Origin of the sequence: Megasphaera cerevisiae DSM 20462 (assembly GCF_001045675.1) — a bacterium.
In the GTDB taxonomy this organism is placed as follows: Bacteria; Bacillota; Negativicutes; order Veillonellales; family Megasphaeraceae; genus Megasphaera; species Megasphaera cerevisiae.
This window is the reverse complement of record NZ_LEKT01000016.1, coordinates 1-19,796: the sequence shown is the minus strand read 5'-3', so window position 1 is coordinate 19,796 and position 19,796 is coordinate 1. Positions and strand designations below refer to the sequence as shown.

The following is a 19,796-nucleotide window of genomic DNA, read 5'->3' as shown; positions in this document are numbered from 1 at the left end:
GGTACTTATGTTAAATTTCATTCGCAGGCTGGCAGCAGCTTTTGCCGGATGTATTGCTTTGGCATTGGCGATTCCGTGTTTTGCCCAGGTGTCAACGGATCAGATAGCTGTCGGCGGTGTTGGCCCGGGCAGTACGATTTCCTATGTGACAGATGTGTATGGCGAGCCGGCAGCAGCCAAGAATATTGACGCTGATACAGGAGTGCAATATATTGAATATAATTATGCCGGTACGTTTTTGGTGGGGTTCAATGCGGCATCCCGCCAGGCCGCCTATGTCACTTGTACGGAAAATTGGCTGGCTACACCGGACGGGGTGACGACCGGTATGACGGCGGACGTACTGAACAAGGTGTATAAGCAGGCCGATCATTTGTACAGCTATGAGGAAAATGGTACGGATAAAACCTTGTATGAATATGAAGATGCATATGGTAACCGGTTGTCTTTTGACGTGCAGAATTTTTATATTATCAGCATTAATGTCAGAACCGCAGGTTAAGTGAATGGAATACGGTCAGAAACGATGCCGGAATCAATGGACACCGCTTCTGACCGTATTTATGTACTAAGGAGATACCGTCACGCTTCGCTGTATTGACAAAAAATACCGGCTGCACTATAATTGACATATGTCAATTATAGTGCAGCCGGTTATACCTTGTACCGGCGAGAACAGAGAGTCGGAAAGGAATTGATCTTATGAAAATTGCAGTAACGTATGATGACGGAAACGTATTTCAGCATTTTGGACATACGGAGCAGTTCAAATTTTATGATGTAGAAAACGGCGTCATCACGCAGGAAGAAATTGTGGACACGGGAGATAGTGGTCATGGCGCATTGGCCGTGCTTTTACAGCAGTATCATGTGCAAACCTTGATCTGCGGCGGCATCGGCGGCGGAGCCAAGCTGGCGCTGGAGGAAGCCGGCATTGCCTTGTATGGCGGTGTTTGCGGCAATGCTGATGAGGCTGTCCGGGCATTTTTAGCGGGTACGCTGTGTTATGATAAAAATGTGCATTGTGATCATCACGATCATGATGATCACGAGCATGATGGAGAATCCTGCGGTACCCATAGATGTATACATTAAGATGTGATACAATATCAATAGAATTTATGTATTAAGAAGTAATAAAAGGAGGGAATTGTGATGAAAACCATTACAGCGTTTTATCTGAATGGATGTCCCTATTGCCGTAATGCCAGGGCCGCTATTCAGGAGCTTATAGAAGAAAATCCGGTTTACGGGACGGTTCCTGTGGAATGGTATGAAGAAACAGAGCATCCTGATGTGGTAAAGGGGCATTCTTATTATTATGTGCCGTCTATGTTTATCGGCACGGAACGGTTTTATGAAGCGCAGCCCGGCCAGAGCTATGATGAAATCAAAGGACATGTCAAGGCTGTATTGGATCAGGCGATTCGCTGATCGGTCAGCGGCCCAACACGTCGTGTACTGCTGCTGTACAGCGTGCCACTGCCAGCTCCATGGTTTCCGTATCTATCGTCAGCGGGGGATTGAAATACAGCACGTCCCCAATAGGACGAAGGACAAGTCCCCGGTCCATCGCTTTGCGGAAAATGTGCCAGCCAATACGGCGTTGGGCATCGAAAGGTTGTTTTGTTTTTTTATTTTTGACGAGTTCAAGGGCATTGATAAGGCCTATATGGCGTATTTCGCCGATGTTTTGATGGCTGCCAAGAGCATCTTCCAGCATATTATGCAGGTAGATGGCTTTCTTGGCAGCTTTTTTGAGTATATCCTCCCGCTGCAGAATGGTAAGGACTGACAGCGCGGCGGCGCAGGCCAGGGGATTTCCCGCATAGGTATGACTGTGCACAAAGGCTTTATGCGTGCCATATTCATCATAAAAGGCCTGATATATTTTTTCGGTTGTAATTGTGAGGGCCATGGGAAGATAGCCGCCGGTAAGACCCTTGGAGGTACACAGAATATCAGGACAGATGCCGGCGTGCTCAATGGCAAACATTTTTCCCGTTCGGCCAAAGCCGGCGGCGATTTCGTCATCAATAAGGAGCACGCCATAGGCTTGGCAGAGATGGTGCAGCCTCCTTAGATATTCGGCAGGGTAGATACGCATGCCGGCAGCACCTTGCAGAATCGGCTCGACAATGACCGCCGCTGTTTCTTTTCCGAAAGCCTGAAAAGCTTTTTCGGCACTTTCGAAGCATTCGCAGTGACAGGAGGTTCTTGTTTTTTCGTAAGGACAGCGATAACAATCCAGCCCGTCAAAATGAATCGTATTCATCATCATGGGCTTATATATTTTGGCATACAAATCCATACTGCCCACAGAAAGAGCACCGATAGTTTCTCCATGATAGGATTCAGACAGGCACATGAAACGCTGCCGCTGAGATTGACCTGTCTGGTAATGATACTGAAAAGCCATTTTTAAAGCGCATTCGACGGCTGATGAGCCGTTGTCACAGAAATTAAAGCGGCGCAGCCCTTGCGGCAGCAAGGGAATAAGCATACGGCACAGCTCGATTGCCGGTTTGTGAGAGAAATTGGCAAAGATGACGTGTTCGAGCTGGTCCAGCTGGTGTTTTACCGCGTCATTTACTTCGGGATTGCAATGTCCCAGCAGATTGCACCACCATGAGCTGATCATATCAAGGTATTCTCTTCCCTCTGTATCATATATGTACATGCCGCTGGCATGGTCAGCAATAATAGGTGGAAATACTTCGGCATCCTTCATTTGCTGTGCCGGGTGCCATATATACTTTTGATCTTCCTCATTCCAATTTATAAGTTCCATTGTCATACCTCTCCTTCATATAATGAAGCCAGAACCTGCGCGTCTATATCCAGGCACGTATCGCCGGGCTTGACCAGGGCAAGAACGGGGAGATTGGTCAATTCTTCAATTATGTGAATATTATCCTTTTCCATAAGGCTGCCTGTGTACCGGTTGAGGATCACTCCTTTTACGGGAAGCCTGCGGTTTTTCATGTAAGCGGCAGTCAGGGTAACGGCGTTGATCGTTCCCAAGCCGGCGTCGCCAATGATCAAAGAGGGAAGATGCAGCCATTGAATGACGTTTTCCAGATAATATACGGCCTTTGCATCATGGCGGAGGGGGCAGATAATGCCGCCGCTGCCTTCCATTGTGACATAAGAATAGGCTGCGGATACTTTTTGCCATGCCGCGATAATGACATCCTTTTCTATTGGGTGTCCTTCTATTTGAGCTGCCAGATGCGGTGAAACGGCGGTTTGGTATAAATAGGATAACAATAAGGCTTCCGATTCCTGAATACCGGCTGTGCGATTGACGTATCCGGCATCGCTTTCACTTACTGTAGGCGCGCCGCTGACTGCGGCTTTATAATATCCGGCGTGATAGCCTGCCCGCCGCAGTGTGTTGACAATGAGCCCGGTAACATATGTTTTACCGATGTCGGTACCGGTACCGGTTATAAATAATCCTTTTCCCATAAATGAATGTTCCTTTCTTATATAGAAAAACCAGCGGTACGTATCCGTTTAGCTGTTCCGGCAGCCAGTATGCAGAGAATAATGTCTCCGGGGACGGCCAGAAAAAAGCAGTACAGAAAAAGAGGCCATATACCGATAGGCGTACCTAGATACCATGTATTAATGATATATACATAGCTTATGCCAAAGATATATACGATAGCGAGTCCGGAAAATCCGGCCGCCAACAGCCTGGATAGGGATGGATGAGCGGCTGTTTCGCTGAGCTTGCCGGTCAGCCAGGTTCCGGCAATAAAACCGGCCAGATAGCCGAAGGTCGGCTGAAAAATGTAAGAAGGGCCGCCGCCTTCCGTGAAGACTGGAATACCTGCCAGCCCCAGTGCGACGTAGACCGCTATGGCCGCCGCGCCGCGGCGGCTTCCCAAAAGCAATCCGGCCAGTGTGGTAAAAAACAGCTGCAGCGTAAAAGGACACACGGGAACGGGAATACGAATAAAGGCACCTACAGTAATAAGAGCGGTGAATAAAGCAAGATATACCATGCTTTTTGGCGAATTGCATAGAGAGGATGTACGTTCTGTTTTTTTCAATAAAGTCACTCCTCACATAAATTGTTCCCTTTTATATAAAATAAAAAGTTTACGAATAAAAGTATACTGCATGAGATGGAAACTTGTCAATGTTAACATATTCGTGTGATAAAAATGGGTTATAATATACGCAGGAGGGATGTTCTGGATCTCTGTGTGCGGCATCTTTTTGGCAAGATAGAAGACAATAAGTGCACAAAAAAAGTATTGATTATGACGGCATTTTGTGTTACAATAAATTAAAATTAAATAATAATTATTATTGATTATGATATAAGGAGGTCACGAATATGAGAACAGGTGTGGGGATCATTGAAGAAATTTTGGATAACGGTCTGGCTAAAGTAAAGGTAAGCCGGGATTCACTTTATGTGGCCTGCAGTGTCTGCGCCGGGGCAGAGCATGTTTTTCTTACGGCAAAAAATTCCCTGGGGGCAGAGGAAGGGCAATCTGTGCGATATGAAGTGCAGGACGATCATTTGATCATGGGATCCTTCATGTGCTTTATCATGCCTCTTATAATCGCCGTTGCTGTCGGACTTATCGGTCATAGTATCGGCACTTCGGCAGGCTTTGATGACTTTTATTCCGGAACGGTGGGTGCCGTTATCGGCCTGCTTATCAGCGCTGCCATTGTTCGGACCTATGATGCCTCGTTATCGCAGCGGGTGGATACGAAGGCGAACATTACGGCGATTATTATTGAAGAACCGGAGGACGGAGAATAAATACCGCGATTTTCCAGAGACGAATTCTCCATGATTTTTTTATCAAAACAAAAGCATAAAGATCTGCAGCGGTGATCGCGCTGCAGATCTTTATGCTTTTATTTATTGGTATAACCGGACTAGACGACGTTTGGCAGCAGTAACACGATGATAGGCATTCAAACGAAATTCGGCATATATCCCTGTTCAGTTGAACGGGCCGGCGGCTGCCTGACAGTTGGTTTCTCAAATGCTAATATCCTTGGATGGGTTGGAAGACATTCCTGAAAGGGATCGTCTGTTTTTTATATACGTATAGAGAGAATCTGATGAAGGCAATGTTTTTTTTGATTGCTGCCGCTTATATGCCTGCAAGTCCGGTCAGCAGAATTTTCAATCCGATTGCAATAAGTACCATGCCGCCAGCCCGTTCGGCCTTTGTTTTGTATTTTAATCCGAATATACTGCCTGCTTTGACACCTGAAGCTGAACAGATGAAGGTAACACAGCCGATGGTCAGCGCGGCCGGAAGAATGGATACATCCATGAAAGCAAACGTAATACCGACGGCCATGGCATCGATACTGGTAGCAATTGCCAGAATCAGCATGGAACACAGCGTCATGGAAGCGTCGATGGGTTTGGTTTTTTCCGTAGATTCCCGGAGCATATTGATACCGATCAAGGTTAAAAGAATTGATGAAACCCAATAATTATAGCTGGTGATGAATTCGGTAAAAAAGCTGCCCAGATAATATCCTGCAATTGGCATTAAAAACTGAAAACCGCCAAACCAGGCGCCGGCAATAGACATATGCTTCCAACGAATGCTGCCCAGCGACAGCCCTTTACAGACAGAAACGGCAAACGCGTCCATTGATAATCCCATTGCCAAAATAAACAATTCTCCCATATTCATACATATCTCTCCTCATCATATTTCGTGTAATAAATACAAAAAGAGACTTAAAAACAGCCTGAACAGGCTGTCTCCAAGTCTCATCATTTAAAATAGTACCGGGTGCCCAGCACCAGTATGTCGACACTATTATACATGCAGGATGTACTGATTACTCCCTTAAAGCATTACATATTATTGTAGTAGATAGAAGGGACATTGTCAATAAGAAAAGCGAGCCTAAAATGTAAATTTTTTGTCTATTTTACTGAGAACATATCTTTTAAAAAGGAAGTATAGTACAATAAAACAAAATCAACTAATTAAGGAGGAATCCAGTATGAATTTAAAAGATCCTATTTCTATGCATGCCCTTACCTTGACGAACCGCCTTGTCATGCCGCCGATGGCGACGAATAAATCCGATAACGGAGTGGTGACAGAGGCTCTTTGCCAGCATTATGAAGCCAGAGCAAGAGGCGGCTATATTGGGCTGATAATTACAGAGCACAGCTATGTCGACGTACAGGGAAAGGCAAGTCCGCAGCAGATTTCCATCGCATCCGATGAAGCTATCGAAGGGCTTCACACACTGACAGATGCCGTCCATCATGTAGGATCCACCAAGATCATTGCGCAGCTGAATCATGCCGGCGCAGCGGCTGATCTTGCCGGTACGGGATTGATGACTGTCGGGCCCAGTGCTATCGTTATTCAGCATCCGTGGAAAAAAGATCTTCCCGTGCCGCATGAATTGACGAAAGCCGAAATTTCTGAAATTGCCGGAAAATTTGCCGCAGCTGCCGGGCGAGCTAAAAAAGCCGGCTATGACGGTGTGGAAATTCATTCGGCGCACGGCTATTTATTGAATCAATTCTATTCTCCTTTAACGAATGTGCGTCATGATGAATATGGTGGCGGCTCTGTAGAAAACCGGACGCGGTTTCATGTAGAAGTCATTGAGGCTGTCCGTCGGGCCGTAGGCAGTGACTTTACCGTTGCTGTCCGTTTGGGTGGTGCCGACTTTATGGAGGGCGGCAGTACGATTGCGGATAGTGTGGCGGCGGCAGCGATTTTTGAACGGGCCGGAGTTGATTTTATCGATATGTCCGGCGGTATGTGCGGCTATGTCCGAAAGGATAAAACCGGACCGGGGTATTTCAGCGACATGACGGCAGCTGTCAAAAAAGCGGTCTCCATTCCGGTCATCCTTACGGGCGGAATCACGACCCGGGAGGCGGCAGAGCAACTGCTGCAGGCGCAGGCAGCCGATCTTATCGGTGTAGGCAGAGCATTGCTGCAGGATCCGTTGTGGGGACAAAAAAATATGCAATAAAGGGGTTCCTTTGGGGGATCGTGGGATGGAATATGATATTTGCACCTTGTCAATCTTCCGCAATGCGTTACAATGGATTTGATTCATGAAGGAAGATGAACGACGATATGCAATATAAAAAGCTACTGACAACAATTTTAGCGGGAGCGGCTGTCTTTTGGAATGGAATGGCCGGCGCAGCGCAGCCTATTGCAGTTGAGAATTTGGTTCAAATCATTTCTAAGGATTCCGCCACGTCCCGGACGGTGTCTTGGCAGGATACAGCCCGGCGCAGTGATTATATGGTGGAATACCGCCGGCAGGGAACCGGTGAAATTCGAGAAGCATATATGACGGGTCTCAAGGCGCCTCCGGTGTATGATGCCGATTGGCAGGCACCGAACACGTATGGAGCCTATATGCAGCAGCTGACGCCTGAAACAACCTATGAATACCGAATCAGAAATAGTGACGGAACTTCCGGCTGGATGCCCTTTACCACTACGCCGGCAGATCTCGATAAATACAAGGTACTCGTATTTGGCGATTCGCAGTCAACGGATTACAGCGTGTGGGGAAAAACGGCCCGGACAGCATGGGAAAACAATACGGACGCGGCTTTTTTTATCAACATGGGAGATTTGACCGATAACGGCCAGTCCTATTATCAGTGGAAATATTGGTATGAAAATGCCGATGTGCTGACAAGTCATATTCCCATTGCGCCGGTTCTGGGCAATCATGAAGCTTACAGCCTGTCATGGACCTATGCCGAACCGTATACCTATAAAGCGTTCTTTCCGGTTCCTTACGGCAGTCCCCGGAACCAAAGCCGGCTGGCCTATTCCTTTGATTATGGGAACGTGCATTATGTTTCCCTGAATACGGATTATGAAGAACTGCATACGGCGTATCCGACGATGATGGCAGATGAAGCGGTCTGGCTGGATCGGGACCTGTCGGCTGCGCAAAAAGCGGGGAAACGACTCGTTATCCTTATGCATCGACCGCCATGGAATAGTCCGTATGATGGCGATCTAGATATGAATGGCCGTTATTTTCTGCCATTGTTTGATCGCTATCAGGTACCGCTGGTGTTTACTGGTCATGAACACTGCTATGCCCGGACGGTTCCGGTACGGGATAGCAAGCCCGATTCCCATGGGACGGTGTATATTACGACAGGTCGCTCGGGAACGGAAGCATGGGATGGGTCTGTACGCCGTCCTTTTGACAGCGTGTATTACAATCCGATGGATATGCCTATGTATATTGTGCTGCAGGTCGAACCGGATGATTTTCGTGTAACCGCGTATAAGAATGACGGTACTATCATTGATGCCGTGACGGTTCCGGCAAAATCGCCGCAGCCTGCTGCCCGGAAAAGCAAAAAATAAAAATAAAACACGGACAGACACTGTCGAGGACATCATCATGAGGTCCTGCAGTGTCCGTTTTATAAGGAGAACCGTATGAACATAGCTGTTGTAACCGGCGCATCAAGCGGCTTGGGACGGGAATTTGCACATCTGCTTGATACGGATGGATTGGATGAAATATGGGTGACGGCCCGGCGGGCCGATCGTCTGGCAGCCTTGCAGGATAGTTTGCAGACGCCGGTCCGTGTTTTTGCCGGTGATATCAGCCAGGCGGTGACGACGGCAGCCATACAACGAGCTTTGGAGGAACAGGCTCCAAGGGTGCGCTATCTGATTTGTTCCGCCGGGTTTGGGAAAATAGGCACCAGTGATTCTATCTCACTGGCGGCAGCACAGAAAATGATAGAGGTCAACTGTACGGCGGCGGTAACGATGACGTATCTCTGCCTGCCATTTATGACTAGCGGCAGCCGCATTGCTGAAATTTGTTCTGTCGCAGCCTTTCAGCCTATTCCCAATCTAAATGTGTATGCGGCGACAAAAGCTTTCTTATATCACTACAGCCGGGCTCTTGCAGAAGAACTGCGGGAAAAGAATATTACAGTGACGGCGGTCTGCCCGTATTGGATCAAGGATACGGAATTTATAACCATTGCGCAGCAGGCACCGTCTGGCAGCGGTTTTCGCAGATTTCCCCTGGCAGATACACAAACTTTTGTGGCTCGTAAGGCGTGGAAGGATATCTGCAAGGGAAAGTCTGTATCTACACCAGGAGCGGTGGCGGCGGCAGACCGGCTTTTTGCAAAGCTTGTTCCCGCGGGAGTCATGATGTGGCTGAGTAGAATGATGCGGTAAATTTCGGAAAATAATATGATTTTATAAAAATTAGATAAGAAAGACTTCTGCCTAATACGTACGGGCAGGAGTCTTTTTGTGCGTTCATAGGCCATACTCAATGAATAATAAAAAAGAACAGTGGCGAAACGTGTTACCTTGTGGTTTTGATGCCGAAGATAAAGTATAGAACATGAACAAACCATACTCCGGCGATCAGCAGCTGGATCTCAGGCATGTGCTGCATTGCCCATATGGCAATTGCCATCATACCGGTTACGGTCCCCATAATGGTCAGCTTGCTTTTCAGCGGCATAGAGCGGTGCTGGACAAAATCTGCCAAATGCTTTTGATATAGCTCTGACTGGATAAACCAGGTATGTAGTCTATCGGAGCTTTTAGCAAAACAAAATAAAGTCAGCATATAAAACGGCACGGTGGGAAGGATGGGAAGTACGATACCTATGGTTCCCAGGGTCAGAGTCAAACAGCCGAGAGTGATCCAGCAATAGCGGATCAGTCCGCGGCTTTTCTTTTTTATTTCCGGCGTCATGAATAACCTCCTGCATAATATAGAGAATAATAATCAAATTTATCATACAATGAAGCGATATCCGTCGTCAACCTCGAATCATATATGGGGATTTTGGCTATATTTAGATATCTTAATGCAATCTTAATGCAAAGCGGCTATACCCTAACACTATTTTTATATCCCATGTAGTACGATAAGTGCCTGAAGGAGGGAACACAACATGGATATTCTACTTTATGTAAGTGGTATAGTTGCAGTTTTATTATTGATATTCTATTTCTACGTATTAATGAAGGGAGATGAACAATGATGAGTGCTGTTTTACAATATATTGCGTTTTTAGTGATTCTTGTAGTACTTGCTGTTCCTCTTGGCAAATATTCTGCTGATGTTATGGACGGTAACCGCGTATTTCTGAGCCCGATATTGTCGCCTGTTGAAAAGCTGATCTATAAGCTTACGGGCGTTCGTAAAGACGAAGAAATGACCTGGAAAACGTATCTCATCTGCGTTCTGTATTTTTTCTTTATCGGGATGGCCTTTTTATTTGTTTTTCAGATGTTGCAGGACAAGCTGCCGTTTAACCCGCAGAACATTGATCCTATGAGCTGGCATTTGTCCTTCAATACGGCCGCCAGCTTTGCTACTAACACAAACTGGCAGGCTTACAGCGGCGAAGGTCAGCTGAGCTATTTTTCTCAGTTTATGGGCCTGACGACGCAGAACTTTGTGTCTGCCGCTACGGGTATTGCCGTATTATATGCGCTGGTTCGAGCCTTCGTTCGTGTGAAAAAGACCACCATCGGCAATTTCTGGGTGGATATGACGAGAGCCACCTTATACATACTGCTTCCTTTAAGCATCATTGTTACAATCGTTTTGTTTTCACAGGGTGTCGTACAGAATTTTGCTCCGGGACAGACGGCTCATCTGGTCGAACCGGTGGCTGCAGACTCCGAAGGAAACTGGATTGAAGGCGCCAAAATTGATTTAAATACCCATACGGTTACCGTGCATGGTAAGAAGGTAGATGACGCTGCCATCATTACGGATCAATTCGTGCCAATGGGACCGGGCGCCAGCCAGATCGCTATTAAACAGCTGGGTACAAATGGCGGCGGCTTTATGGGCGTCAACTCAGCACACCCGCTGGAAGACCCCAACGTACTGACGAATTTAATTGAATGTATTGCTCTTCTTTTGATTCCTGCGGCTTTGTGCTTTTCCTTTGGACTCAGCATTAAAAATAAAAAGCAGGGCAAAGCAATTTTTGCGGCTATGTTTATTATGTTAGTCGTATTTTTAGGCATTATTGCATACAATGAACAAGCTGCCACCCCGCAGCTGGCACATGACAATGCCGTTAATATTGCCATGACGGATGATCAGGCCGGCGGCAATATGGAAGGCAAGGAAGCGCGTTTTGGGATTGCCCAGTCTGCAACTTGGGCGGCTTTTACAACGGCAGCTTCCAATGGCTCTGTCAACTCCATGCATGATAGCTATACACCCCTTGGCGGCTTGGTAACGATGCTGCAGATGCAGCTGGGGGAAGTCATTTTTGGCGGTGTAGGCTGCGGTCTGTACGGCATGCTGGGCTTTGCCCTGCTGACCGTATTTATTGCCGGGCTGATGGTGGGACGTACGCCGGAATTCCTGTGCAAGAAGATCGAACCGTATGAAATGAAATGGGCGGTCCTGGTTTGCCTGGCAACTCCGATTGGCATTCTGGTCGCCAGCGGTATTGCCGCTGTATGGCCGGATGTTGCGCAAAGCCTGAACAATGCCGGTGCTCATGGCTTTTCGGAAATGCTGTATGCCTATTCTTCTGCCGGCGGCAACAACGGCTCTGCTTTTGCGGGTTTTAACGCCAATACGCCGTTCTTAAACGTTTCCATCGGCCTTACGATGATTTTTGTACGGCTCCTGCCGATTATCGGTATTCTGGCGATTGCAGGCAGCATGGTACAGAAGAAAAAGATTGCTGTTACGGCAGGCACGCTGTCGACGACAAACAGCATGTTTGTATTCCTGCTTATCTTTGTTGTTCTGCTGGTAGGCGCACTGAATTTCTTCCCGGCTCTGTCGTTGGGCCCTATTGCTGAATACTTCAGCATGATTATGTAAGAAGGGAGATTCACATTATGGCAAATAAAAAAACAGCGCTGTCTGACAAGAAAATGTTCATGCGAGCTGTCAAAGATTCCTTTATGAAACTGAATCCTGCGATTCAGGCAGAAAATCCGGTCATGCTGCTGGTCTATATATCAGCAGTTCTGACGACGCTTCTTTGGATTGTATCCGTTGGGGGTGCCAGTGCTATTGGCGGGCCTTCCGCAGGATATACGGCCGCCATTGCCATTATTCTGTGGCTGACCTGTGTGTTCGCCAATTTTGCTGAAGCTATCGCGGAAGGCCGCGGCAAAGCGCAGGCAGATGCGCTGCGGGCCGCTAAAAAAGACGTCAAGGCATTTAAATTGAACAGCCCTGATACTAAAGAAAAAGGCACAACGGTGTTGTCCTGCGATTTGAAAAAAGGCGATATCGTTTATGTGAAGATAGGTCAGCAGATTCCTGCTGACGGCGAAGTTATCGAAGGAGCGGCGTCTGTTGATGAATCTGCAATTACCGGTGAATCAGCCCCGGTTATCCGTGAAAGCGGCGGCGACCGTTCGGCTGTGACCGGCGGCACGACACTTACCTCTGACTGGCTGGTTGTCCGCGTTACAGCGGACAGCGGCAATTCGTTCCTCGACAAGATGATCTCCATGGTTGAAGGGGCTAATCGCAAAAAGACGCCGAATGAATTAGCACTGCAGATTTTCCTGGTTTCTCTTTCCATTATCTTTGTTCTCGTCGTTCTTTCACTGTATACCTATTCCGATTTCTCGGCTAAACAGGCTGAAATAGCCAATCCGTCCTCTATTGTGACACTGGTAGCCTTGCTGGTGTGCCTGGCACCGACTACTATCGGCGCCCTCTTGTCGGCGATCGGTATTGCCGGCATGAGCCGGCTGAATCAAGCGAATGTATTGGCTATGAGCGGTCGTGCGATTGAAGCCGCCGGTGATATTGATACGCTGCTCCTTGATAAAACAGGCACTATTACGCTGGGAAATCGCCAAGCCTCACAATTTCTTCCTGTTCAGGGCGTAGAACCGCAGCAGCTGGCACAGGCGGCACAATTGTCTTCTCTGGCTGACGAAACGCCAGAAGGCCGCAGCATCGTTGTCCTGGCCAAGGAACAGTTTAACCTGCGGGGCTTCCAGATGGAAGAAAAGCATATGAAATTTGTGCCCTTTACGGCGAAGACCCGTATGAGCGGTGCGGATTTTGACGGACATGAAATCCGCAAGGGTGCGGCCGATGTAATGAAATTGTATATCCAGAGCAAGGGAAGCCCTTATCCGGAAGAATGTGATGACTTCGTCAAACGCATTGCTGAAAAAGGCGGTACGCCGCTGGTTGTTGCCGAAGACGGCAAGGCGCTGGGCGTTGTATATTTGAAAGATATTATCAAAGACGGCATTGCTGAAAAATTTGCTGATCTGCGTAAAATGGGGATCAAAACGGTTATGATCACGGGGGATAACCCCATGACGGCGGCTGCCATTGCAGCTGAAGCCGGTGTCGATGATTTTCTTGCTGAAGCCACGCCGGAAGGAAAATTGGAAATGATCCGCAAACTCCAGTCTCAGGGCCATCTGGTGGCGATGACCGGTGATGGCACAAATGATGCACCGGCATTGGCACAGGCTGATGTGGCAGTCGCGATGAATACAGGGACACAGGCTGCTAAGGAAGCCGGCAACATGGTCGATTTGGATTCATCTCCGACGAAGCTGATTGATGTCGTACGTATCGGCAAACAGCTTTTGATGACGCGCGGCAGCCTGACAACGTTTAGTATTGCCAATGACCTGGCGAAATATTTTGCCATTATCCCGTCCTTGTTTATTACGTTGTATCCGGGACTGGCCGCATTGAATATTATGAATTTACAGAGTCCGCAGAGCGCCGTATTATCGGCTGTCATTTATAATGCCCTGATCATTGTGGCCTTGATTCCGCTGGCTTTGAAAGGGGTTGCCTATCGGGAAGTACCGGCGGGTGAACTTTTGCGGCGGAACCTCTTGATATACGGGTTAGGCGGGATTATCGTACCGTTTATCTGCATCAAAGTTATTGATGTGATACTGACCGGTTTAGGCCTGGTATAGGAAAGGTGAGAGTGATATGCGAAATTTTAAAACAGCCTTGTTAAGTGTCATCGTATTCACTGTGTTTTGCGGGTTTATATATACAGCTGTTATGACGGGCATCGCGCAGGCCGTGGCGCCTAAAGCAGCCAACGGCTCCCTGATTGAAGTCAATGGCGTAAATTATGGCAGTGAATTGCTGGGACAGCCGTTTACCAGTGAAAAACATATGTGGGGACGCGCTGTCAATATTGACGTTAAGTCCTACAAAGACAGCAACGGTAATCAATTGGCATATGGCGGACCGACAAATAAAACCCCTGCCAGTGTTGAATATAATAAAATTATTGGCGAACGGATTGAAAAGATCAGAAAGGCCAATCCGGAACGGGGTAATGAACCCATTCCCGTCGATTTGGTAACAGCCTCCGGCAGCGGCCTGGATCCTGATATTTCCCTGGCGGCAGCTCGCTATCAGGTGCCGCGCCTAGCCCGGGAAAATAACATGAGTGAAAAGGCTGTCAGCGCGATTATTGATGCTTGCACCAGTCCTAAAGTATTGGGATTCTTCGGCGAAGCGACGGTTAACGTTCTGAAAGTCAATTTGATGCTGGACGGCGTTCTCCATTAGTAATTTGGAGGTACGCATTGCCAAATTCGTGGTATTGGATAATAATATAATATAGAATAAGTTACGTAACTTTGACGAACTGTATATAGCGGGAAATAACGGCTGTATACAGTTCATTTTTTATCGGAAGGAAATGTATGATGGACGCACGAGAATCGCCTGACAATATTTTACGAAAAATACAACAGGAAGAAAAAAAAGCACGGCAGGGCAAGTTGAAAATTTTCTTTGGGTACGCCGCCGGTGTTGGCAAAACATATGCCATGCTGGAAGCAGCTCACGAAGAACTGGCCAAGGGGACGGATGTTGTTGCCGGGTATATTGAGCCGCATGCTCGTCCGGAGACGGTGGCGCTGGTTCGTGGGCTGGAGGTGCTGTCGCCGCTTACGGTGCCATACAAGGAAATGCAGCTGAAGGAATTTGATATTGACGGCGCAATCCGGCGCAAGCCCCAGCTGATACTGGTGGATGAACTGGCTCATACCAATGCCCAGGGATGCCGTCATGAAAAACGCTATCAAGATATACAAGAACTGCTGCGGGCCGGCATCAACGTGTATACGACGATTAATGTGCAGCATATTGAAAGCTTGAACGATATTGTGGCTTCCATTACCAAGGTCATTGTGCGGGAACGGATTCCTGATTATGTGTTTGATGACGCCGATCAGGTGGAACTCGTTGATATTGAGCCGGCTGATTTGGTCAAGCGGCTTACCGACGGGAAAATTTATGCGCAGGCGCAGGTGGGCCGGGCGCTGCAGCATTTTTTTATTGCCGATAATCTAACGGCTTTGCGGGAAATTGCCCTGCGGCGCATGGCCGACAGAGTCAATAAAATATCACTGCGGACTAAAAATGAAAAAAAGGACGACTACTACACCAAGGAACATATTCTGGTGTGCCTGTCTTCGTCACCGTCCAATCCCAAAATCATCCGCACGGCAGCCCGTATGGCCGATGCCTTTGACGCCCGTTTTACGGCCTTGTTTGTGCGTACCTCCGGCTTTGATGCGACGTCCAAGGAAAATAGGGACAGACTGGAGCAGAATATGCATTTGGCTGAGCTCCTTGGTGCCAAAATTGAAACTGTAGTCGGTGAAAACGTCCCCTTTCAAATTGCGGAATTTGCCCGTATGTCCGGTGTTTCACAGCTGGTGGTAGGACGCAGTAATACTAAAAGCGGACTGTTTCACCTTATGCAAAAATCCTTTACGGATCAATTGCTGGTGTACCTGCCGAAAATTGATGTCCATGTTATCCCGGACAGTAATACGCCGGTGCTGCGGTTGAATTTTATGCATCGGTCCCGGCAGCGGAGAGAATCCTTCCATTTAAAGGATACCGGTATTACCTTGCTGATCTTTGCTATTACCACGGCCATAAGCCTTGCTTTTGATTCCTGGGAACTGACGGATATAGCAATTATACCGCTGTATCTGATTGGTGTTCTGATAGATGCGCTGAAGACGACCGATCGCTTTCACAGTATTCTGCTGGCAATACTGAATATTCTGACCTTTGATTTCTTGTTTATAGAACCCCGGCATACGCTGTCGGCATATGATCCGTCCTATGGCATTACCTTTGTCATCTTATTTGTGGCAGCCGTAATTGCCGGAGAACTGGCCAATAAAGTCAAGATTCAGGCAGTACAGGCTGCCCAACTGGCATACCGTATGCGGCTGCTGCTGGAAACAAGCCAGATGATGCAAAAGGCGACCAGCGATACGGACGTTGAAAAAATCATGGCAGATCAGCTGGTAAAGCTGCTGAACCGGGATATCGTCTATTATCATGTGGATCATGTGCAGAACATAGGCCGGCTGATGGCCCCCATAGTGTATGAAGCATCCGGCCACTTTAAGGAAAAAGAGGCACTGACCAGCCCCAATGAACAGGCTGTAGCTCTATGGGTATATAAGAACAGAAAAAGAGCCGGTGCATCGACGGAAACACTGGGGGATGCCAAGTGCTTATATCTGCCTGTCCGATCCGGTGATGACGTATATGGGGTTGTCGGAATGGCCGCACAGCAGCATCATGTGGAGTCTAATGAAGTCAATCTGGCCCTTTCTATTTTGACGGAAGGGTCCCTGGCTTTGGAAAAAGAACTGTACAATAAAAAGAGACAGGAAATGTATCTGCAGGCCCGCAATGAACAGCTGAGATCCAATTTACTGCGGTCTATTTCCCATGATCTCAGGACGCCGCTTACCAGCATTTCCGGCAACGCTGATTTTCTTCTGAATAATTCCGATAAATTGAGCGATCAGCAAAAACGCAGCATGTATGCCGGCATCTACGATGATTCCATGTGGCTCATCAATCTGGTGGAAAACATCCTGTCGGTCACACGTATCGAAAATGGTACAATACAAATACATAAGCAAAATGAACTGCTGGATGACATTGTTTATGAAGCCCTGAAGCATGTCAATCAGCGCCGCCGTAATCACAATATCCGCTTTGAAGCGCCGGCAGAGATACTCATTGTTGTCGGCGATGCCCGGCTGCTGGCCCAGGTGCTGATCAATCTGATCGATAATGCCGTCAAGTACACGCCGGAAGGATCGGAAATTCTCATTAAAGCACGAAAAAAAGCAGATAAGATAGAAGTAACGGTGGCAGATACTGGGGCTGGCATTCCCAACGACGAAAAAAAACGGATATTTGAAATGTTTTATACGGCAGAACGAAGTGTTGCCGACAGCCGGCGCGGCATGGGAATTGGGCTGAGCCTATGCCAGTCTATCATTCGAGCGCATGGCGGCACTATTTATGTAAAAGACAATGTACCGCATGGGACTCTGTTTGTGTTTACGCTGCCGGCAAAGGAGATTTGAAATATGAATAAACCGTCCCTTTTAATTGTAGAAGATGACGCAGCCGTCCGGAATTTGATTGCGTCAACACTGAAACTGAATGACTATAAATTTCATATAGCAAAAACAGGTGCGCAAGCTTTACTGGAAGCGGCCTCATATCTGCCGGATATAATCCTTTTGGATTTGGGACTGCCCGATATGGACGGCGTGACCATTATCAAAAAAGTCCGGTCCTGGTCGGCACTCCCTATTATCGTGATCAGCGCGCGCAGTGAGGACAAGGATAAAATTGATGCTCTGGACGCGGGAGCAGACGATTACATCACGAAACCCTTTTCCGTTGAAGAATTACTGGCTCGAATTCGTGTATCCGTGCGGCGGCTGCAATACAGTCAGATGACTATGCAGCAGGAGAATTCAGTGTTCAGTAATGGTGATCTGAAAATAGACTACCAGGCCGGCTGCGTTTACTGCCGTCAAAAGGAAATTCACCTGACGCCGATCGAATATAAGCTCTTGTGCCTGCTGGCAAGAAACGTTGGCAAGGTACTCACCCATACCTATATTACGCGGGAAATATGGGGAAATGCATGGGAAAGCAATGTGGCATCCCTGCGCGTGTTTATGGCGACACTGCGCAAAAAAATAGAAAAGGATGCGGCAAATCCCGAATATATTCAGACACATATCGGTATCGGCTATCGCATGCTCCGCATAGAAGAGAACGAGGAACTACTGTAACAAAGATGTGCCGGAGGTTCTTGAAAATCGAATTGCTACAAGGTATACTTTACATGTTGCTTAGAATTCTATGTAAAGGAATGCGGATATGGTCAAAACGTATTTTATGTTGTTTTTTGCATGTGCCATTTGGGGCTTCCAGCCTGCCTGTGTCAAGCTTCTGGTAGCCGAATGGCCGCCGGCAGCAATGATTGTTGTCCGGTATGCGATTATTGCTCTGATGTGGTTTGCCGCTGCCTGGCATGCAGAGGGGAAAAATATAATGCCGCATAAAGAGGATTGGAAATGGCTGATCAGTATGGGTTTTCTGGGGATTTTACTGAACAACGTTCTGCAATTTACGGGCTTGCAGTATACGACCGTTACGAATTGCACGTTGATTTCGGCGACCCAGCCGGCGGTGACCGCCTGCATTGCCTTTTTCCTCATACGGGAACGGCTGAGCCTGGCGAAATGGATCGGTATTTTCATTTCCTTTGGCGGTGTGTTTGCCGTTGTCAGCGGCGGTTCTCTCGAGGTAATCCGGCAGATCAATTTTAATACAGGTGATATGCTTTGTCTGGCAGCGCAATTATCCTGGGCCGCATACTCTTTTCTCAGTCTCCGCGTCATGAAGGATTTGTCTGTGGAAGCGACGACCTTTTGGTTCTGCCTGTTTGGCGGCATCATGACGGCCGTGTACGGTGCCGGGAGCGGTACTCTTCAATTCGTGCCGCTGTCTCCGGGAGCATTGATATCCTTTCTGTATATTGTTTTTTTGGGCGGCTTCTGCTCGTTATTTTTCTACAATGTCGGCGTCAAAAACGCCGGACCCAGCGTAGCGGCTATTTTTCTGAATATTATGCCTGTCGTAGGAATTTTCAGCGGTTTTATGATGTTCGATGATTACATTGGCCCGGCTCAGATGGGAGGTGCGGCTGCGATTATTGCAGGCGTTTTTATGACGACCCATCATTGGAAGCATCCGGTATAATGGGAGTGGACAGGATGCCGGATGAAGAAACCATATCTGCTGCAAATAAGCCGGTATGTTTTTTTTCGGTCTAGTGACGGCGCGCAGAAAACGGATTTTCCTATGCAAGGCGGCCATGTTGGCCGCAGAGATTGGTTCTGTTGGTCTGCAGGAGTCGGATTATTGACAAGCGATATGATAGATGATACACTGAACCACATAACTCATTCGTATAATTGCATGGCGATGAAGAGAAGAGTACATAATATGGAATACCACAGAGAACTCGCTGTTATTGGTGAAAAGGAGTGCATGAAGTATTGTGGAATATGGACTCTGAGCTGGGGTACTGAATAATTAGGTAGCCCGGGCGCACCCGTTACAGTGCTATGGTATCATGGATTTATTCCGGCGTACCTGAAGAGGCTTGGTCTGTGAAGACCGGCGAAGTTGGGTGGTATCACGGTGGGGATGTGACAAAATGAGAAATCATTTTGTCCACATCCTCTTTTTATTTGCATCTTGAGGTAATAAGCAGGAAATTACTGCAAAATAGGCATAAAACCCCTTTCCCCATAAAAACTGCTTTTCTAGAGTTTATGCGGCTTTCTTCAAACGTAGTCTTTTATTGTGGTATTTATAAAGATTATGCCCGATAGAAACCAGGAAAATCTCTAAACGTACTTGTTCCATGCCTTTTCGAACGATTCTTTTGT

The 19,796-nt window shown here is 47.5% G+C and carries 19 protein-coding genes; 14 read left to right on the top strand and 5 right to left on the bottom strand.

Features of this window, described 5'->3' with window-relative positions:
- Positions 1-7: 7 nt before the first annotated feature.
- The 3 genes from AB840_RS06400 to AB840_RS06390 all read left to right on the top strand — a co-directional run bounded on the left by AB840_RS06400 (position 8) and on the right by AB840_RS06390 (position 1,434).
- The gene (locus tag AB840_RS06400; RefSeq protein ID WP_048514010.1) at positions 8-502 is read left to right on the top strand and encodes a hypothetical protein; all 495 of its coding nucleotides are present in this window, start codon (positions 8-10) and stop codon (positions 500-502) included.
- 200 nt (positions 503-702) lie between these two features.
- Complete coding sequence (locus tag AB840_RS06395; RefSeq protein ID WP_048514009.1) at positions 703-1,095, top strand: NifB/NifX family molybdenum-iron cluster-binding protein; 393 nt, start codon at positions 703-705, stop codon at positions 1,093-1,095.
- Positions 1,096-1,155: 60 nt separating this feature from the next.
- Positions 1,156-1,434, top strand: coding sequence for a thioredoxin domain-containing protein (locus tag AB840_RS06390; protein ID WP_048514008.1), 279 nt, complete (start codon positions 1,156-1,158; stop codon positions 1,432-1,434).
- Between the two features lie 4 nt (positions 1,435-1,438).
- On the opposite strand, the gene bioA is transcribed toward AB840_RS06390, so the two are convergent.
- From bioA to AB840_RS06375, 3 genes are read right to left on the bottom strand one after another with little or no spacing between them, the layout of a single operon-like run.
- On the bottom strand, positions 1,439-2,791 hold the full coding sequence (gene bioA, locus AB840_RS06385) for an adenosylmethionine--8-amino-7-oxononanoate transaminase (protein ID WP_048514007.1): 1,353 nt from the start codon (positions 2,789-2,791) through the stop codon (positions 1,439-1,441).
- Positions 2,792-2,793: 2 nt separating this feature from the next.
- On the bottom strand, positions 2,794-3,471 hold the full coding sequence (gene bioD, locus AB840_RS06380; protein WP_048514006.1) for a dethiobiotin synthase: 678 nt from the start codon (positions 3,469-3,471) through the stop codon (positions 2,794-2,796).
- A 17-nt stretch (positions 3,472-3,488) separates the two neighbouring features.
- Positions 3,489-4,013: a biotin transporter BioY gene (locus AB840_RS06375; protein WP_048514033.1), complete on the bottom strand. Its 525-nt coding sequence runs from the start codon at positions 4,011-4,013 to the stop codon at positions 3,489-3,491.
- Between the two features lie 338 nt (positions 4,014-4,351).
- On the opposite strand from AB840_RS06375, the gene AB840_RS06370 reads away from it, so the two are divergent.
- Positions 4,352-4,789, top strand: a complete 438-nt coding sequence (locus AB840_RS06370; RefSeq protein WP_048514005.1) for a SoxR reducing system RseC family protein — start codon at positions 4,352-4,354, stop codon at positions 4,787-4,789.
- 340 nt (positions 4,790-5,129) lie between these two features.
- Here the strand turns inward: AB840_RS06370 and AB840_RS06365 are convergent, their stop codons facing one another.
- Positions 5,130-5,687 (bottom strand): manganese efflux pump MntP, encoded by a 558-nt coding sequence (locus AB840_RS06365; protein WP_048514004.1) that lies wholly within the window; start codon positions 5,685-5,687, stop codon positions 5,130-5,132.
- Between the two features lie 319 nt (positions 5,688-6,006).
- Here AB840_RS06365 and AB840_RS06360 point away from each other — a divergent pair, with 319 nt between their 5' ends.
- From AB840_RS06360 to AB840_RS06350, 3 genes are all read left to right on the top strand, one after another.
- Complete coding sequence (locus AB840_RS06360; RefSeq protein ID WP_048514003.1) at positions 6,007-7,002, top strand: NADH:flavin oxidoreductase; 996 nt, start codon at positions 6,007-6,009, stop codon at positions 7,000-7,002.
- A gap of 95 nt (positions 7,003-7,097) precedes the next feature.
- On the top strand, positions 7,098-8,378 hold the full coding sequence (locus tag AB840_RS06355; RefSeq protein WP_234984895.1) for a purple acid phosphatase family protein: 1,281 nt from the start codon (positions 7,098-7,100) through the stop codon (positions 8,376-8,378).
- Positions 8,379-8,453: 75 nt separating this feature from the next.
- Complete coding sequence (locus AB840_RS06350) at positions 8,454-9,215, top strand: SDR family NAD(P)-dependent oxidoreductase (RefSeq protein WP_048514001.1); 762 nt, start codon at positions 8,454-8,456, stop codon at positions 9,213-9,215.
- Positions 9,216-9,348: 133 nt separating this feature from the next.
- Here the strand turns inward: AB840_RS06350 and AB840_RS06345 are convergent, their stop codons facing one another.
- Entirely contained in the window at positions 9,349-9,747 is a 399-nt protein-coding gene (locus AB840_RS06345) for a YbaN family protein (protein WP_048514000.1), read from the bottom strand.
- Positions 9,748-10,035: 288 nt separating this feature from the next.
- On the opposite strand from AB840_RS06345, the gene kdpA reads away from it, so the two are divergent.
- The 7 genes from kdpA (at position 10,036) to AB840_RS06310 (ending at position 19,437) form a co-directional block, all read left to right on the top strand.
- Entirely contained in the window at positions 10,036-11,856 is a 1,821-nt protein-coding gene (gene kdpA, locus AB840_RS06340) for a potassium-transporting ATPase subunit KdpA (RefSeq protein ID WP_200809958.1), read from the top strand.
- Positions 11,857-11,873: 17 nt separating this feature from the next.
- Positions 11,874-13,949 (top strand): potassium-transporting ATPase subunit KdpB, encoded by a 2,076-nt coding sequence (kdpB, locus tag AB840_RS06335; protein WP_048513998.1) that lies wholly within the window; start codon positions 11,874-11,876, stop codon positions 13,947-13,949.
- Positions 13,950-13,965: 16 nt separating this feature from the next.
- A complete protein-coding gene (gene kdpC / locus AB840_RS06330; RefSeq protein ID WP_048513997.1) occupies positions 13,966-14,559 on the top strand; it encodes a K(+)-transporting ATPase subunit C in 594 nt (197 codons plus the stop codon).
- Positions 14,560-14,696: 137 nt separating this feature from the next.
- On the top strand, positions 14,697-17,405 hold the full coding sequence (locus tag AB840_RS06325; RefSeq protein WP_048513996.1) for a sensor histidine kinase: 2,709 nt from the start codon (positions 14,697-14,699) through the stop codon (positions 17,403-17,405).
- 3 nt (positions 17,406-17,408) lie between these two features.
- Positions 17,409-18,128 (top strand): response regulator, encoded by a 720-nt coding sequence (locus AB840_RS06320; protein ID WP_048513995.1) that lies wholly within the window; start codon positions 17,409-17,411, stop codon positions 18,126-18,128.
- Positions 18,129-18,216: 88 nt separating this feature from the next.
- The gene (locus tag AB840_RS06315) at positions 18,217-19,101 is read left to right on the top strand and encodes a DMT family transporter (RefSeq protein ID WP_048513994.1); all 885 of its coding nucleotides are present in this window, start codon (positions 18,217-18,219) and stop codon (positions 19,099-19,101) included.
- Between the two features lie 21 nt (positions 19,102-19,122).
- The gene (locus AB840_RS06310) at positions 19,123-19,437 is read left to right on the top strand and encodes a hypothetical protein (protein ID WP_048513993.1); all 315 of its coding nucleotides are present in this window, start codon (positions 19,123-19,125) and stop codon (positions 19,435-19,437) included.
- Positions 19,438-19,796 lie beyond the last annotated feature (359 nt).